Source organism: Streptomyces sp. NPDC002671 (assembly GCF_053592475.1).
Genome location: NZ_JBSFVU010000076.1, coordinates 1 through 15358 on the forward strand (window position 1 = coordinate 1; position 15358 = coordinate 15358).

14 protein-coding genes are annotated in these 15358 nt (G+C 70.1%); 6 read left to right on the forward strand and 8 right to left on the reverse strand.

The annotated features are described in order from the left end of the window. Window positions 1–362: 362 nt before the first annotated feature. Window positions 363–1013 carry a DNA-3-methyladenine glycosylase gene (locus tag ACWD35_RS42465; protein ID WP_451356700.1) on the reverse strand — a complete coding sequence of 217 codons (651 nt, stop codon included), beginning with the start codon at window positions 1011–1013 and terminating at the stop codon, window positions 363–365. 124 nt (window positions 1014–1137) lie between these two features. Here ACWD35_RS42465 and ACWD35_RS42470 point away from each other — a divergent pair, with 124 nt between their 5' ends. The 3 genes from ACWD35_RS42470 (at window position 1138) to ACWD35_RS42480 (ending at window position 3177) form a co-directional block, all read left to right on the forward strand. Continuing rightward, window positions 1138–1920 (forward strand): sporulation protein, encoded by a 783-nt coding sequence (locus ACWD35_RS42470; RefSeq protein ID WP_451356701.1) that lies wholly within the window; start codon window positions 1138–1140, stop codon window positions 1918–1920. A 43-nt stretch (window positions 1921–1963) separates the two neighbouring features. Further along, complete coding sequence (locus ACWD35_RS42475; protein ID WP_451356702.1) at window positions 1964–2503, forward strand: YbhB/YbcL family Raf kinase inhibitor-like protein; 540 nt, start codon at window positions 1964–1966, stop codon at window positions 2501–2503. 167 nt (window positions 2504–2670) lie between these two features. Next, window positions 2671–3177 (forward strand): HNH endonuclease, encoded by a 507-nt coding sequence (locus tag ACWD35_RS42480; RefSeq protein ID WP_451356703.1) that lies wholly within the window; start codon window positions 2671–2673, stop codon window positions 3175–3177. Window positions 3178–3196: 19 nt separating this feature from the next. Here the strand turns inward: ACWD35_RS42480 and lipB are convergent, their stop codons facing one another. The 4 genes from lipB to ACWD35_RS42500 form a co-directional block, all read right to left on the reverse strand. After that, on the reverse strand, window positions 3197–3901 hold the full coding sequence (lipB, locus tag ACWD35_RS42485; protein ID WP_451356704.1) for a lipoyl(octanoyl) transferase LipB: 705 nt from the start codon (window positions 3899–3901) through the stop codon (window positions 3197–3199). Window positions 3902–4012: 111 nt separating this feature from the next. After that, window positions 4013–4978: an SPFH domain-containing protein gene (locus tag ACWD35_RS42490; RefSeq protein ID WP_451356705.1), complete on the reverse strand. Its 966-nt coding sequence runs from the start codon at window positions 4976–4978 to the stop codon at window positions 4013–4015. Window positions 4979–5090: 112 nt separating this feature from the next. Beyond that, a complete protein-coding gene (locus tag ACWD35_RS42495) occupies window positions 5091–5522 on the reverse strand; it encodes an NfeD family protein (protein ID WP_451356706.1) in 432 nt (143 codons plus the stop codon). 107 nt (window positions 5523–5629) lie between these two features. Then, entirely contained in the window at window positions 5630–6421 is a 792-nt protein-coding gene (locus ACWD35_RS42500) for an ABC transporter ATP-binding protein (RefSeq protein ID WP_451356707.1), read from the reverse strand. Window positions 6422–6571: 150 nt separating this feature from the next. Here ACWD35_RS42500 and ACWD35_RS42505 point away from each other — a divergent pair, with 150 nt between their 5' ends. Beyond that, complete coding sequence (locus ACWD35_RS42505; protein WP_451356708.1) at window positions 6572–7357, forward strand: hypothetical protein; 786 nt, start codon at window positions 6572–6574, stop codon at window positions 7355–7357. A 108-nt stretch (window positions 7358–7465) separates the two neighbouring features. Here the strand turns inward: ACWD35_RS42505 and ACWD35_RS42510 are convergent, their stop codons facing one another. Together ACWD35_RS42510 and ACWD35_RS42515 are read right to left on the reverse strand one after the other, a co-directional pair. Beyond that, entirely contained in the window at window positions 7466–8107 is a 642-nt protein-coding gene (locus tag ACWD35_RS42510) for a response regulator (RefSeq protein WP_451356709.1), read from the reverse strand. After that, window positions 8100–9269: a GAF domain-containing sensor histidine kinase gene (locus ACWD35_RS42515; protein WP_451356710.1), complete on the reverse strand. Its 1170-nt coding sequence runs from the start codon at window positions 9267–9269 to the stop codon at window positions 8100–8102. The genes ACWD35_RS42510 and ACWD35_RS42515 overlap by 8 nt, the downstream gene beginning before the upstream one ends. Before the next feature lie 543 nt (window positions 9270–9812). On the opposite strand from ACWD35_RS42515, the gene ACWD35_RS42520 reads away from it, so the two are divergent. Continuing rightward, window positions 9813–10562, forward strand: a complete 750-nt coding sequence (locus ACWD35_RS42520) for a transglycosylase SLT domain-containing protein (RefSeq protein WP_451356711.1) — start codon at window positions 9813–9815, stop codon at window positions 10560–10562. A gap of 81 nt (window positions 10563–10643) precedes the next feature. Here the strand turns inward: ACWD35_RS42520 and ACWD35_RS42525 are convergent, their stop codons facing one another. Continuing rightward, window positions 10644–13217 (reverse strand): FHA domain-containing protein, encoded by a 2574-nt coding sequence (locus tag ACWD35_RS42525; protein WP_451356713.1) that lies wholly within the window; start codon window positions 13215–13217, stop codon window positions 10644–10646. A 240-nt stretch (window positions 13218–13457) separates the two neighbouring features. On the opposite strand from ACWD35_RS42525, the gene ACWD35_RS42530 reads away from it, so the two are divergent. Then, window positions 13458–15179 (forward strand): streptophobe family protein, encoded by a 1722-nt coding sequence (locus ACWD35_RS42530; protein ID WP_451356712.1) that lies wholly within the window; start codon window positions 13458–13460, stop codon window positions 15177–15179. The last annotated feature ends 179 nt before the right edge of the window (window positions 15180–15358 follow it).

Genomic DNA, 15358 nt, shown 5'->3' on the forward strand with positions numbered 1-15358 from the left:
ACGCTGTTGAGTTCTCAAGGAACGGTCGCTTCCTTTGTACTCACCCTCTCGGGCTTTCCTCCGGGCTTCCCTTCGGTGTTTCCGACTCTATCAGACCCTTTCGGCGTCCGATTCCCGGTCGGCGGGATTTGTCTGGGGCTTTCTGGCTCTCGCCCGTCGGCCTTTCGACATTCACTACGTTAGCTCAGTTCCTCGGCGACTCATAATCGAGTCTCACAAGTTCGAATTTCGGACACGCGGGCGCGCCAAATTCGACCCCGTTGAGGGCTTGTAGCTGGGTAGTGGGTGGCCGCTCCGGCTGCAGGCGATTGCCGTACCCGGTTCAGCGGCTCGGGATACATTACGCACCTTCCAGAGACGCGTCAACTTGAGCGGCGCCTCGGTACATGGGCCCTATAGGGGCTCACCGTCGGGTCGTTGGCGACCCAGAAGCGCCAGGGATGGATGTCTCCGTTTCCGCCCTCGCCGGCGACTCCGGTGCGCGGACCGCTTCTCACCTGCTCGGAAGCGACCGGGGTGCCGGTCAGCAGTCGTAGAGGAGTCTCGCCGGCGGCACAGACGTCCGTGCCGTCCAGGGCGCGGTCGACCTCCAGAGCGGTGGCCAGGCGGGCCGGGCCCTTGGCCAGTTCCTTGTCATTTCGGGCTGAAACTCGACGTTTGCGGGCCAGCTCTACGCCCTCCACGACCTCGCCGGCGCGGAGCAGGACAGCGCTCGCCCTGCCCTCCGGTCCGCAGACGAGGTTCATGCAGTGCCACATGCCGTAGGTGAAGTAGACGTACACATGCCCGGGCGGACCGAACATCACCGCATTGCGTGAGGTGCGACCGCGATAGCCGTGTGAGCCGGGGTCGTTCGGACCGTCGTACGCCTCGACCTCCGTGAGGCGGACCGCGATCGTGCCTTCGGGAGTCGTCCGGACCAGGACGCGGCCGAGCAGATCCGGGGCGACCTCCAGCACAGGGCGGTCGAAGAACTCTCGGGGCAGTGGCATACGGTCCGGGGACGCGATCATGCCGTCCGAGCGTAGTCCAGCGGGCCGGAGGGCCAGTCGTCCGGACGGATGCCTTCCGTGCCGGAACCGGTTGCCGCCGGATCGCGTTTGTACGGGGCGAGGATCCATTCGTAAAGGGAGAGTCATGGCGTTCAAAAAGCTGCTCGCGAGCCTCGGGGCCGGAGGCGCGTCGGTCGAGACCGTGCTGACCGAGGTCAACGTCGTGCCCGGTGGCGTCGTGCAGGGTGAGGTGCGGATCCAGGGCGGGTCCGTCAACCAGGACATCGAGGGGCTGTCCGTCGGCCTCCAGGCACGGGTGGAGGTGGAGAGCGGCGACGAGGAGTACAAGCAGAACATCGAGTTCACCAAGGTGCGGCTCGGTGGCGCCTTCGAACTGCAGGCCGGGGCCGTGCACGCGGTGCCGTTCGGGCTGGAGATCCCCTGGGAGACGCCGGTCACGATGATCGACGGGCAGGCGCTGCGCGGGATGCACATCGGCGTGACGACCGAGCTGGCGATCGCCCGCGCGGTGGACTCCGGTGACCTGGACCCGATCAACGTGCACCCGCTCCCGGCGCAGAAGGCGATCCTGGACGCCTTCATCCAGCTGGGCTTCCGCTTCAAGAACGCGGACATGGAGCGCGGGCACATCCGGGGTACGCGGCAGCGGCTGCCCTTCTACCAGGAGATCGAGTTCTACCCGCCGTCGCAGTACCGGGGCCTGAACCAGGTCGAGCTGAGCTTCGTGGCCGACGAGCACGCCATGGACGTCGTACTGGAGATGGACAAGAAGCCGGGTCTGTTCAGCGAGGGCTCGGACACCTACCGGTCCTTCCAGGTGGGTCTGAACGACTTCCACGGGACCGACTGGGCGGCGTACCTCAACCAGTGGCTGTCCGAGGTCGGCAGCAAGCGCAACTGGTTCTAGGCTCGGGTCCGCTGATTCCAGGAATCGATCAGGAGGTACCGAGGTGACCGAGCTCAAGCGGCGGCCTCTCCCCCACGACTTCCATCCGCCCGTACCGATGTTCACGGTGACGAGCGACGACATCGAAGAGGGCGCGACGCTGGGGAGCGCTCAGGTCTTCGAGGGGGGCAACCTCTCACCGCAGCTGCGGTGGGCGGGGTTCCCCGTGGAGACCAAGAGCTTCGCGGTGACCTGCTACGACCCCGACGCGCCGACCGGCAGCGGGTTCTGGCACTGGGTCGTGTTCGACATCCCGGCCACGGTGTCCGAGTTGCCGGCGGGTGCGGGCAGCGGCAAGTTCGAAGGGCTGCCCGAGGGTGCCGTACAGGTGCGCAACGACTACGGGACGAAGGACTTCGGCGGTGCCGCTCCGCCGCCCGGGGACGGACCGCACCGGTACGTCTTCACGGTCTACGCGGTGGACCAGGCGAAGCTCGGTCCGGACTCGGAGGCCACTCCGGCCGTCGTCGGCTTCAACCTGCGGTTCCACACGATCGCGCGTGCGCAGCTGATCGGGGAGTACGAGAACCCCGCCGAGGGCTGATGTGATGCACTGAATGCGTTGAGCGTTCATGGAACGTTTGCCCGCCTCCGGTCTTGGAAGTGATCGGAGGCGGGCATTTTTTATTGCGTTGTCCATCTCGGCGCGCCCGTCCAGAGTTGATCCAAGCCCGCCGGGGGGTGGGCAGGTGCACACGGGAGGTGGGCTGGATGCGTGACACGTTGGTGCTGAACGCGAGCTTCGAGCCGCTGTCGACGGTGACCCTGAATCGAGCTGTCGTCCTGGTGCTGCAGGACAAGGCCGTGGTCGAACAGTCCCATCCCGAGCTGCGTATGCGCGGCGCAGATGTGGACATACCCGCTCCCCGGGTGATCAGGCTGTGCCGCTATGTACGGGTGCCGTTCCGAAGACAAGCGCCGTGGTCGAGGCGGGGCGTGCTGGTCCGGGACCGGCACCGGTGCGCGTACTGCGGGCGCAGGGCGACGACCGTGGACCATGTCGTGCCGCGGGCGCAGGGCGGGCAGGACACGTGGCTGAACACGGTGGCCGCGTGTGCGGAGGACAATCACCACAAGGCGAACCGGACTCCGGAGGAGGCGGGGATGGAGCTGCTGCGGGAGCCGTTCGAGCCGACTCCGGCCGACGCCATGCTGCTGGCGTTGGGGCAGGAGGACTTGGCCGCGCTGCCGGAGTGGCTGGCACGCGAGGCCGCGTGACGGCCTGAGCGGCCGGCTCCTATCGGCGCTCGCCCGGTGTCAGGTGCGCGGCCATCGCTTCGGCGACCGCGTCGCGCACCTCGGCCGCGGTGGGCGTGGGCACTCCGCGTTCGGCGGCGAGTTCCGCCAGGGAGGTCATCCGGACGCCGGGCAGGGCGCAGGCCGTGAACGTGGTGTAGACGCTGAGGTCGGAGTCGACGTTCAGGGCGAAGCCGTGGCTGGAGACGCTGCCGCTGATGCGCATGCCGATCGAGGCGAGTTTGCGGTGGTCGGGGGTCCAGACGCCGACGAGGCTCTCGGCTCCGCGCGGGGTCTCCCGGCGGATCGCCGGGAAGCCGAGGGTGTCCAGGGCGTCGGTCAGGGCGTGTTCGACGCGGCGGATCAGGCCGCGGGGTCCGAGTTCGCGGACGTTCACCACGAGGTAGCCGATGAGCTGGCCGGGTCCGTGATAGGTGGCGTGCCCACCGCGGTCGGTCGGCACGAGGCTGATCGGGGAGTCCGCGCCGGGCAGTTGGTCCTGTGGGGTGCGGGCGGTGTAGGTGATCACCGGGGGGTGTGAGAGCAGGAAGAGCCGGTTGGGTGCCTGGTCCTGCTTGCGCTGCTCGATCCAGCGGGCCATGTCCGCCTGTGCCGCCTCGTACGGGACCTCTCCCAGGTCGACGCGCTCCAGCCGGCGCTGCTGCGGGGCTGGTTCCACCGCGGCGGCCTCGTCCACCAGGCTCACTGCTGGGTTCCTCTCTCGGTGCCGGCGGCGCGTGCCCGGGGGGGGCGTGTCACGGCCCCGCGTCCGGTGTGGAGCGCGGGGCCGTTGTGTCGCCTGCGTCGCGGGGCGGGCTCAGTCGATGGAGGGCTTCTCGCGGCGCTCCGTGCCCGCGCCGTTGCCGCCGTTGTTGCCGGACGAGCCGTTGCCGCCCGAACCGCCCGCCAGCGGGCCGAAGTTGCCCATCGCACCGGACAGGCCCTTGAGGGCGTCGCCGATCTCGCTGGGGACGATCCAGAGTTTGTTGGCGTCGCCCTCGGCGATCTTCGGGAGCATCTGGAGGTACTGGTAGCTGAGGAGCTTCTGGTCCGGGTCGCCGGCGTGGATGGCCTCGAAGACCGTACGGACGGCCTGGGCCTCGCCCTCGGCGCGCAGGGCGGCGGCCTTGGCCTCACCCTCGGCGCGCAGGATCTGGGACTGCTTCTCGCCCTCGGCGGTGAGGATGGCGGCCTGGCGCGTACCTTCGGCGGTGAGGATGGCGGCGCGCTTGTCTCGGTCGGCGCGCATCTGCTTCTCCATCGAGTCCTGGATGGAGGTCGGGGGCTCGATGGCCTTCAGCTCGACGCGGTTGACGCGGATGCCCCACTTGCCGGTGGCCTCGTCCAGGACGCCGCGCAGGGCCGCGTTGATCTCCTCGCGGGAGGTCAGGGTGCGCTCCAGGTCCATGCCACCGATGATGTTGCGCAGGGTGGTGACGGTGAGCTGCTCGATCGCCTGGATGTAGCTGGCGACCTCGTAGGTGGCGGCCCGGGCGTCGGTGACCTGGTAGTAGATGACCGTGTCGATGTTCACGACCAGGTTGTCCTGGGTGATCACCGGCTGGGGCGGGAACGGTACGACCTGTTCGCGCAGGTCGATGCGGTTGCGGATGGTGTCGATGAACGGGACCACGATGTTGAGGCCCGCGTTGAGTGTCCGCGTGTATCGGCCGAAGCGCTCCACGATTGCAGCGCTGGCCTGTGGGATGACCTGGATCGTCTTGATCAGGGCGATGAAGACCAACACCACCAGAATGATCAGGACGATGATGACCGCGTCCATCGTCGTTCCCCGTACCCTTCTCCGCCTCGGCGCCTTCGGTAGATCTCATGACTGTTCAAGATCTTGCTGGTCGAGTCTGTCAGACTGCCGCCCAACTCGCAGGCCGGATGGCTCAGATGACGATCGCGGTGGCCCCTTCGATGTCCACGACGTCCACCTCCTGGCCCACTTCGTAGGCGCGGCCGGTGTCCAGGGAGCGGGCCGACCAGACCTCTCCGGCGAGTTTGATCCGGCCGCCGGAGCCGTCGACGCGCTCCAGTACGACCGCCTGCTTGCCCTTCAATGCGTCCACGCCGGTCGCGAGTTGGGGGCGTTGCCGGCTGTGCCGGGCCGCGATGGGCCGGACGACGGCGATGAGGGCGACCGAGACGACGACGAAGGCGAGTACCTGGATCACGGCGTCGAAGCCGAGGCCGGCGACGGCCGCGGCTGCGACCGCGCCCACCGCGAGCATGCCGAACTCCGGCATCGCGGTGACCACGAGCGGGATTCCGAGCGCCGCCGCGCCGACGAGCCACCACACCCATGCGTCGATGTCGTCCACGTGGTCATGGTAGGACCCCGGGTCGGGCGGCGGACAGGGCGCAAACCGGAGCGGGGACGCTCAGGACCGGGGCGGGGCAAGGCCGGGACGGGACGAGCCCGGACGGGTCAGGACAGCGGCAGGCCCTGGGCGGTCCAGCGCTCGCCGACCTGCTCGACGACGAGCGGGAGGCCGAAGCAGAGGGAGAGGTTGCGGGAGGTGAGTTCCAGCTCGAGCGGGCCGGCGGCGAGGACCTTGCCCTGGCGGATCATGAGGACGTGGGTGAAGCCGGGGGCGATCTCCTCGACGTGGTGCGTGACCATGATCATCGAGGGGGCGATGGGGTCGCGGGCCAGCCGGCCGAGGCGGCGGACCAGGTCCTCACGGCCGCCGAGGTCGAGGCCGGCGGCGGGCTCGTCCAGCAGGAGCAGCTCGGGGTCGGTCATCAGGGCGCGGGCGATGAGGGTGCGCTTGCGCTCGCCCTCGGAGAGGGTGCCGAAGCGGCGCTCCAGGTAGTCGCTCATGCCGAGCCGGTCGAGGAAGGCGCGGGCGCGCTGCTCGTCGACCTCGTCGTACTCCTCCTGCCAGTGGGCCGTCATGCCGTAGGCGGCGGTGAGGACGGTCTCCAGGACGGTCTGGCGCTTGGGGAGCTTCTCGGCCATGGCGATGCCGGCCACGCCGATGCGGGGGCGCAGCTCGAAGACGTCGATCTTGCCGAGGGTGTCGCCGAGGATGGTGGCGGTGCCCTTGCTGGGGAAGAGGTAGCTGGACGCGACGTTCAGGAGGGTGGTCTTGCCGGCGCCGTTGGGGCCGAGGATGACCCAGCGCTCGCCCTCCTTCACCGACCAGGAGACCTGGTCCACCAGAGCCCGGCCTTCGCGGACCACGGATACGTCCTGAAGCTCCAGAACATCGCTCATGAGCGCGTTGTCTCCCCTTGCAGTGTCGCCGGCGTCGGCTGTCGCGTAACCCTGTGGCTCGGTGTGCCGCGCCGGTGGGCGCGGCCTTCATGAAATCTACGCCACGCGTGCGTCGCTCCATTCCATCGGTCCGGTCCTTAGGGTGGGGGCATGCTCTCGGAACCGCGTTCAGGACGCCTTGCCGCTTGGGGAAATGCCCTTTTGGCCGGACTTGTCTCTCCGGATGACGCTGCTCTCGCCATTGTGGGCGAGGACACGGTGCACCGGGTGGAGGGGCTGCCGGGTGAGTCCGCGCCGGTCGGGCTCACGCTCGCGCTGGGGCGGCTGCGCACGCTGGGGGTCACCGGCCTGCGGGTCGCGCTCCCCGCGCCCGGTCATCCGCTGGGGCTGAGCGGGCCGGCGGAGTTCAACGCGCGGGCGCTGGAGGCCGAGGAGGCGGTGGTCTGCTTCGGTGCCGCGTTCGGGCTGGTGCCGGAGGTGTACGAGGCCGGTCCCGCGGGCGATGTGCACGCCGAGGTGGTCTGGCATGTGCTGCCGGTGCGGGAGGCACCGCCCGCGGACGTGCCCTCGCTGGGCGAGGCGGAGCGGGAGCTGGCGGAGGCGCTGCGCGAGGCGACCTCGGTGCTCTCGAAGCTGGACGTCGCCGGGTCGGGTCCGGTGGCGGAGGCGGCGATCGACGCGTACCGGGCGCGGTCCGAGCGGGGTCGGGAGGTGCTGGCGCCGGGGTATCCGCCGCGTGCGGTGCGGGTGTTGGAGCTGGCACAGCGGGTCGGGCTGCTGGTGTCGCTGGCGCATGGCAACGGGCACGGCGGGGCGGTCAGCTCCACCGAGATCGCGGCTCGGTCCGAGGCGCTGCGGCCGGTCGAGCGGACGGCCCGGCGGGCACAGGTCGCGGCGTACAACTCCATTGTGGAGGAGCGGGAGCGGGGGGCCTGAATGAACGGCCTTGTCCTCAGGCTCCCCCAGAGGGGGCACCCCCAGACGGGCCGAGTTCCACGACCGCCCGGCGCTTGAGAAGCCCGACCTCAGTGGATGAACCGCACTTCAGCCGGTCACCCCGTGGCGTACGGCCCACAGGGCGGCCTGGGTGCGGTCGGCGAGGTCGAGCTTCATCAGGATGTTGGAGACGTGCGTCTTGACCGTCTTCTCGGACAGCACCAGGGCGCGGGCGATCTCGCGGTTGGAGCGGCCGTCCGCTATCAGGCCCAGCACCTCACGTTCCCGCTCGGTCAGCGAACCGCCTCTGCCCTGGCCGGAGTTGACCTCCTCCTGGGAGAGCAGGGCGCCGGCGACCTCGGACTGGAGCAGGATGTGCCCCGCGTGCACGGAGCGGATGGCGCCGGCGAGCGCGTCGGGGTCCACGTCCTTGTAGACGTACCCGGCGGCGCCCGCGCGCAGCGCCGGGACGACCGTGCGCTGCTCGGTGAAGCTGGTGACGATCAGCACGCGCGCGGGGTTGTCGAGTTCGCGGAGTCTGCGCAGGGCGTCGATGCCGTCCATGCCCGGCATCTTGACGTCCATGAGGACGATGTCGGGCCGCAACTCCTCGGCGCGGGCGACGCCTTCGGCGCCGTCGGCGGCCTCACCGACGACCTCGATGTCGTCCTGCACCTCCAGGAAGGTGCGCAGGCCGCGGCGGACGACCTGGTGGTCGTCGACGAGCAGCACCTTGATTGCGTCAGCCACCAGGGACCTCCATCTCGATCGTGGTGCCCTTGCCGGGCGCCGATTCCACGGTCAGCGTGCCGCCGACCCCGCTCGCCCGGTCCCGCATGGAGACCAGGCCCAGATGGCGTCCGGCGCGGCGGACGGGCTTGGGGTCGAAGCCGCTGCCGTTGTCGGTGACGCGCAGGACGGCTCCGCGGCCACGCCGCTGCACGCTCACGTCGACGTGCTCGGCGCCGGAGTGGCGCAGGGCGTTGTGCAGGGCTTCCTGGGCGACCCTGAGCAGGGCCTCTTCCTGCGACGCGGGCAGGGCGCGGAAGCCGGTGCAGGTGAAGGTCACGCGCGCGGTGTGGGCGCGGTCGAGGACCTGTATCTGGGTGCGCAACGTGGCGATCAGGCCGTCCTCGTCGAGGGCGGCGGGGCGCAACTCCACGACGGCGGCGCGCAGTTCGTCGGTCGCCTCGGCGGCGAGCGCCGCGACCTGGTGCAGTTCGTCCTTCGCGCGGGCCGGATCGCGGTCGATCAGCGCGGTCGCCGCCTGGGCGGTCAGGCGCAGGGAGAAGAGCTTCTGGCTGACCGCGTCGTGCAGTTCGTGGGCGAGCCGGGAGCGTTCCTCGGCGATGGTCAGCTCGCGGCTGCGTTCGTAGAGGCGGGCGTTGGTGAGGGCGATCGCGGCGTGCTGGGCGAGGATCGAGAGGAGTTCCTCGTCCTCCTCGGTGAAGCCGCACAGGTCTTCGGGCTTCGGGCCCGGAGGGTCGCCCTTCGCGGAGCACAACTTGTTGGCGAGGAACAGGGCACCGATGACCTCGTCGCCGTCGCCGATGGGCACGCCCAGGAAGTCGACCAGGTCGGGGTGGGCGTCCGGCCAGCCCTCGAAGCGCGGGTCCTTGCGTACGTCGGCGAGGCGCTGGGTCCGGGCCTCGTGCAGCATCGCGGCGAGAATGCCGTGCTGGCGCGGCAGCGGGCCGATGGCCTTCCACTGGGCGTCGCTGACGCCGTCCACGACGAACTGGGCGAAGCCTCCGTGATCGTCGGGGACACCGAGGGCGGCGTACTGCGCGTCGAGCAGCTCGCGGGCGGAGGCGACGATCGTCTTGAGGACGTCGCGCACCTCCAGGTGCCTGCTCATGGCCAGCAGCGCGGAACTGACCGCTGCGAGGCCGGACCGGGGGCCTTGACTCATGTTTCTCACGGTACCGGCGGGGAGTGACAGTGCGGATCGGACCTGTGACGGCTGGGACCGGGCCGGTGGACCTAGGGCGGGTGTCGTAGGTCCCGGCACGCGCGCGTGGCGGCGCACTTCTCCCTCCTTCACGCGCGCGCGTGCGGTTACGCGTGCGGGCATACGCGCGGGGACTGAGGTGCGGCTGCCTCCTCCGTGCGGAGCAGGCCCCTCACACAGGGCGTTGCGGTGGCAACTATCGGTGAGATTGCCGCGCCTCCGATGTGAGCCCGCGCATAGGGTGCACATCACGTACTAATGGACATAGGACCAAAAGCCCCCCAGGGTGAACGGGGCGAACGGTCCAGTCTGTCCCGATTTGCCCCTCCGCGATCCACTACCCGGGATCGTACGTCACACCTTTGCCAGGGCATTTTGCGCCCGCTAAGAATTGCTCACGTCGCTCAGCGCCGCGGCTACCCACCGCGGCGTTCGTGCGGGAGGGAGCCGATTCCCCCGGCGGACGCAGGAGCGACCTCCGCGCTACAGAAGAGGTCCACAGCCATGCCCAAGAACATCCTCACCCGTGGTCATAGTCGTTCCCTGACCAAGCACCACAAGGCCGCGATCGCCGGTGTCTGCTGCCTCGGCAGCGCCGCCCTGGCCTTCTCGGCCGCCCCCAGCAACGCCGAGAGCATCACCACCGGCGCCCCCGCCACGGCCGCCAAGGTCGCCGGCGCCACCACCTCGCTGCAGAACGTCAAGGGCACGGTCACCGACCAGCTCGCCACCGAGACGATCAAGCTCGACTCCCTCGCGGCCCAGAAGAAGGCCGAGACCGCCGCCCTCGCCAAGGCGAAGGCCCAGGCCGCCGCCGTCGCCAAGCAGAAGGCCGAGGCCGTCAAGAAGGCCGTGCAGGCGCGCGCCGCCAAGGCCGCCGCCAGCCGCTCCGTGCAGCGTCCCCAGATGCAGCCGGTCGCCGCGAAGACCTACGCCAACAACCTCGACGGCTGGATCCGCCATGCCCTGAACATCATGCACACCAAGGGCATCCCGGGCAGCTACAACGGCCTGCACCGCAACATCATGCGGGAGTCCTCGGGCAACCCGATGGCCATCAACAACTGGGACATCAACGCGATCAACGGCATCCCGTCGAAGGGTCTGCTCCAGGTCATCCCGCCGACCTTCAACGCGTACCACGTCAACGGCACCTCGTGGAACATCTACGACCCGGTCGCCAACATCACCGCCGCTGCCAACTACGCGGCCGACAAGTACGGCTCGATCGACAACGTCAACAGCGCGTACTGAGGCTTGCGCGGACCTCAGTGACGTACGCCGAAGGGCGGCACCCGGTGACCGGGTGCCGCCCTTCGTGTCGTCCTGGTGCGGTTATTTCCGCATGACCTCGGGCTCGTGGCGGCGCAGGAAGCGGGCGACGAAGAAGCCGCAGATCACACCGATCGCGATCAGGGCGACCATGTCCAGGCTCCAGGCCGAGGCCGCGTGGTTCCACAGCGGGTCGGTGCTGCCCGGGTCGTCGGTGTTCGGGGCGATGTTGTTGAAGTCCAGCGTGGCGCCGGCGGCGGCCACCGCCCAGCGCGACGGCATCAGGTACGAGAACTCGTTGACACCGAGCGTGCCGTGCAGGGTGAAGAGGCAGCCGGTGAACACGACCTGGATGATCGCGAACATGACCAGCAGCGGCATCGTCTTCTCGGCGGTCTTCACCAGCGAGGAGATCACCAGGCCGAACATCATCGAGGTGAAGCCGAGCGCCATGATCGGCAGGCACAGCTCGAACAGCGTCGAGCCGCCCAGCATGAGCCCTTGGTCGGGGATCTCGCGGCTGGAGAAGCCGATCAGGCCGACCATCAGGCCCTGGAGCACGGTGACGGCGCCGAGGACGACCACCTTGGACATCAAGTACGCCGACCGGGACAGGCCGGTCGCCCGCTCCCGCTCGTAGATCACCCGTTCCTTGATCAGCTCACGGACCGAGTTCGCCGCGCCGGCGAAACAGGCGCCGACCGCGAGGATCAGCAGCACCGTGGTCGCCGTACCGTTCGGGACGTGTGCGCCGGTGCGCGGGTTGATCGCCTCGTTGACCAGCAGGCCCCGCTTGTGGTCGATCAGCAGGCTGACCGCGCCGAGCACGGCCGGCAGGATCACCGTCAGCGCCAGGAAGCCCTTGTCGGAGACGATGACCGACACATAGCGCCGGATCAGGGTCATCAGCTGCGAGCCCCAGGGCTGGGGCTTGGGCGGTCTGATGGCCTGCATCGGAGGCATGTGCACGGGTACGGACTGCGGAGCGACCGCGTCGATGTCCGCCGCGTACATCTGGTAGTGCTGCGAGCCCTTCCAGCGGCCCGCCCAGTCGTAGTCGCGGTAGTTCTCGAAGGCGGAGAAGACGTCGGCCCAGGTGTCGTAGCCGAAGAAGTTCAGCGCCTCCTCCGGCGGACCGAAGTACGCCACCGCGCCGCCCGGCGCCATCACCAGCAGCTTGTCGCACAGTGCCAGCTCGGCCACCGAGTGGGTGACGACGAGGACCGTACGGCCGTCGTCGGCGAGGCCGCGCAGCAGCTGCATGACATCGCGGTCCATGCCCGGGTCGAGGCCGGAGGTCGGCTCGTCCAGGAAGATCAGCGACGGCTTGGTGAGCAGCTCCAGGGCCACCGAGACGCGCTTGCGCTGGCCACCGGAGAGGGAGGTGACCTTCTTGTCCTTGTGGACGTCGAGCTTCAGCTCGCGCAGCACCTCGTCGATGCGGGCGTCGCGCTCCTGGGCGGTGGTGTCGGCGGGGAAGCGCAGCTTGGCCGCGTACTTCAGGGCCTTCTTGACGCTCAGTTCCTTGTGCAGGATGTCGTCCTGCGGGACCAGACCGATGCGCTGGCGCAGCTCGGCGAACTGCTTGTACAGGTTCCGGTTGTCGTACAGGACCTCGCCCTGGTTGGCGGGCCGGTAGCCGGTGAGCGCCTTGAGCAGGGTCGACTTGCCGGAGCCGGACGGGCCGATGACCGCGACGAGCGACTTCTCCGGGACGCCGAAGGAGACGTCCTTCAGGATCTGCTTGCCGCCGTCGACCGTGACGGTCAGGTGGCGCGCGGAGAAGGAGACCTCACCGGTGTCGACGAACTCCTCGAGGCGGTCGCCGACGATACGGAAGGTGGAGTGACCGACACCGACGATGTCCGCCGGGCCGAGCAGCACCGAGCCGCCCTTGGCGATCGGCATACCGTTGACGTAGGTGCCGTTGTGCGAGCCCAGGTCGCGGATCTCGAAGCGGCCGTCGGGCGTCGAGTGGAACTCGGCGTGGTGCCGGGAGACCTGGAGGTCGGAGACGACCAGCTCGTTCTCCAGGGCACGGCCGATGCGCATGACGCGGCCGACGGCGAACTGGTGGAACGTGGTCGGGCTGCGGTCGCCGTAGACCGGTGGCACCCCCGCGCCACCACCGGGCGTCTTCTGCGCGTACTGCTCGCCCGGACCGCCCTGCTGCTGCGGGAACGCCGACGGCTGGGGCGTCTGCTGCGGCTGCTGCCATCCCGCCTGCGGCGCCTGCTGGGCCTGCGGCGGTACGGCGGCCTGCTGCGGGGCCTGCTGCGCCCAGCCGGCGCCCGCGCCCTGGGCGGCGTACGGCGCCGCCTGCGGCTGCTGGGCCTGGCCGCCCGCGGCGGCGCTGAGGTTCAGGCACGGTCCGTCGGTCGCGTTGCCGAGGTTCACGGACGAGCCGGGGCCCAGCTCCATGTGCTGGATCCGCTGGCCCTGCACGAACGTGCCGTTGGTGCTGCCGTGGTCCTCGATGGCCCAACTGCGGCCGTCGAAGCTGACCGTGGCGTGTCGCCAGGAGACCCTGGCGTCGTCGAAGACGATGTCACCCTGCGGATCACGTCCGAGGGTGTAGGGCCTGGACGGGTCCAGCGTCCAGGTCCGTCCGTTTGATTCCAGTACGAGTTCCGGCACTCCATGCCCCACTGAGTTGTCCCCCGAGTTGCCCCCCATCTTGGGGAGTCTAGGGATGTCGAACATCGGGGGGAACTATTTCAGGCTCCGCCCGTTGACTGAAACTCGGGCCTTGCACAGAGCGCCCGCGCGCGCTCCAACTCGCCCCGTTCACGGGGTTGAAACCCGGCCGGAGAGTGGTAATCCCCCGCGAGAGGGACATGCGCGGCCGGTGCCGCGCCGCGGATCGGGGGGTCTGCCATGAGCGCTGCCACGGGCGTCGGAACCGCGCGGCACGGTACGACACTGCCCTGGACGGACATCCTGCTGTCCGCGATCGCCGCGGTGAGTTGGGCGTTGATAGGGATGGCGGGCACGGCCGCGCTCGGACTGCATCTGCTGCGGGCCGACTCGGCAGGCTCACTGGGCCCCATGACAGCGGCTGTTGTGGCCCTGGGGGCGGGCGGTTCGGTCTCACCTTCGGGCGACGTGTCCGCTTTTGGACTGAAAGGCGCCGAGGCGCACGCGGCCGTCGAAATCACGCCACTTGGCGTGAGCCTGGTCGGCGCCCTGCTGTTGTCCTGGTTCTTCCTACGGTCCCTGCGCACAGCCGGAGTTGTGGTCGTACCCGCCGAACTCCTCGCGCGCGCGGGCGCAGTGGTCGTGCTCTTCGTGGCCATGACGGCCGGGCTGGCCTGGGCGGGTCACGACGTCATCACGATCGACGGCGGCTCGCTCGGCCTCGGCGACCTGCCGGGCGGCGGGGGCGGCAAGGGCGGCGGGCTGCACCTCCCCGGCCTCGGCGACGTGGGCGGGCTGCTGCCGGACCGGATCGGCCACCTGATCCACGCCAGGGCGGCGGTCGGCTTCACCGTCGACACCGCGCCCACGGTGCTCGGCGGGCTCGGCTGGTCGGCCGGCGTCCTGCTGCTCGCGTTGCTCGCCTCCCGCCGCACTCTCCTGCCGCCCGGCTGGGACGCCGTGCACCGGGTGGTACGGCCGGCCGTTTCGGCGTTCGTCACGGTGCTGCTGACGGCCGTGGCGGCGGGGCTCGCGGCGGCGGCGTACGCGGCGATCGGCGACGAGCATCCCCGGCGGATCGCCGGCGCCGCGCTGCTCGGCGCCCCCAACGGGGTGTGGCTCGGCGTCCCGCTCGGCCTGTTCGTGCCCTGGGACGGCAGGGCCACCGGCGCCCTGAGCACGCTGCTGCCCCATCCGCTGGACCAGCTCCTGGACGCGCACTCCGGCCGGCCCGTGACCCTGGGGCGGCTGGCCGGGCTGGACGGGCGGGTGTGGCTGCTGGGGGTGGCGGCGGTGCTGGTGATGGTGCTGGCGGGAGTGCTGACAGCGGTACGGACACCCCCGGCCCCCGGATCCTGCGGCGCGGCGGCCTTCGCGGGCCGCTGCGCGCTGCGGCTCGGCGCCGCGACCGCGCTCGCCCTGCCCCTGCTGGCCTGGCTGACGGACGTCTCGGTGGACGCCTCCCTGTCCGTACTCGGCTTCGACGCCTTCGGCGCGGGCATCGCCCTGCACGGCCACCTCACGACGGCGCTGCTGCTGGGGGCGGCGTGGGGCGCGGGGGCCGGGGCCACGGGGGCGCTGCTCGCCCGGTGGGCGGGGGCGGCGCCTTCGGGGGCCGGGGTCGGGGCCGCCGGTCCGGGGCAGATGCGCGAAGTGGAGGGTCACGGCGGTCCCGGTCCGTACACGCCCCGCAGGCCGTACCGGCCGCCGAACCCCGCCACGAATCCGTATCTCCGGGTACCGGAGGAACTGCGGGACGAGCCGCCGTCCCGTGACAGTCACGGTGACAGTGGCGGCGGCGGTGACGGTGACAGTGGCGGTGACGATCTCTACGACGCCCCCACCATCACCCGGCCTGTCGGCTCCGCCATCTATCCGCCACCGCCTCCCCCGCCGCTCCCGCCTCCCCTACCACCTCAGCCTCCGCCGAGGAGGCCGAAGGGGCCGCAGGACCGGGGGTGAGGCCGGTCCGGGGCGATCCGGTGGAGCTTTGACGGCCGCCGCGGTGGAGCGTGCGCAGGCGGCGTGGCACCCTCGTGCCTAGGTCCTGTCGTCAAATTCCCGTCGTCCGCCCGGAGGGCGGGCCGCGCGGCGTCTGGTGCGTGCAGCTGCAAGGCGGAGGAGGGAGTCGACGATGGGGG

What these genes read in the sequence shown, in the direction of transcription:
- ACWD35_RS42470 (WP_451356701.1), top strand. Translation starts at nt 1,138, where the DNA reads ATGGCGTTCAAAAAGCTGCTCGCGAGCCTCGGGGCCGGAGGCGCGTCG.
- ACWD35_RS42500 (WP_451356707.1), bottom strand. Translation starts at nt 6,421, where the DNA reads ATGAGCGATGTTCTGGAGCTTCAGGACGTATCCGTGGTCCGCGAAGGC.
- ACWD35_RS42505 (WP_451356708.1), top strand. Translation starts at nt 6,572, where the DNA reads ATGCTCTCGGAACCGCGTTCAGGACGCCTTGCCGCTTGGGGAAATGCC.
- ACWD35_RS42490 (WP_451356705.1), bottom strand. Translation starts at nt 4,978, where the DNA reads ATGGACGCGGTCATCATCGTCCTGATCATTCTGGTGGTGTTGGTCTTC.
- ACWD35_RS42465 (WP_451356700.1), bottom strand. Translation starts at nt 1,013, where the DNA reads ATGATCGCGTCCCCGGACCGTATGCCACTGCCCCGAGAGTTCTTCGAC.
- ACWD35_RS42520 (WP_451356711.1), top strand. Translation starts at nt 9,813, where the DNA reads ATGCCCAAGAACATCCTCACCCGTGGTCATAGTCGTTCCCTGACCAAG.
- ACWD35_RS42530 (WP_451356712.1), top strand. Translation starts at nt 13,458, where the DNA reads ATGAGCGCTGCCACGGGCGTCGGAACCGCGCGGCACGGTACGACACTG.
- ACWD35_RS42515 (WP_451356710.1), bottom strand. Translation starts at nt 9,269, where the DNA reads ATGAGTCAAGGCCCCCGGTCCGGCCTCGCAGCGGTCAGTTCCGCGCTG.
- ACWD35_RS42480 (WP_451356703.1), top strand. Translation starts at nt 2,671, where the DNA reads ATGCGTGACACGTTGGTGCTGAACGCGAGCTTCGAGCCGCTGTCGACG.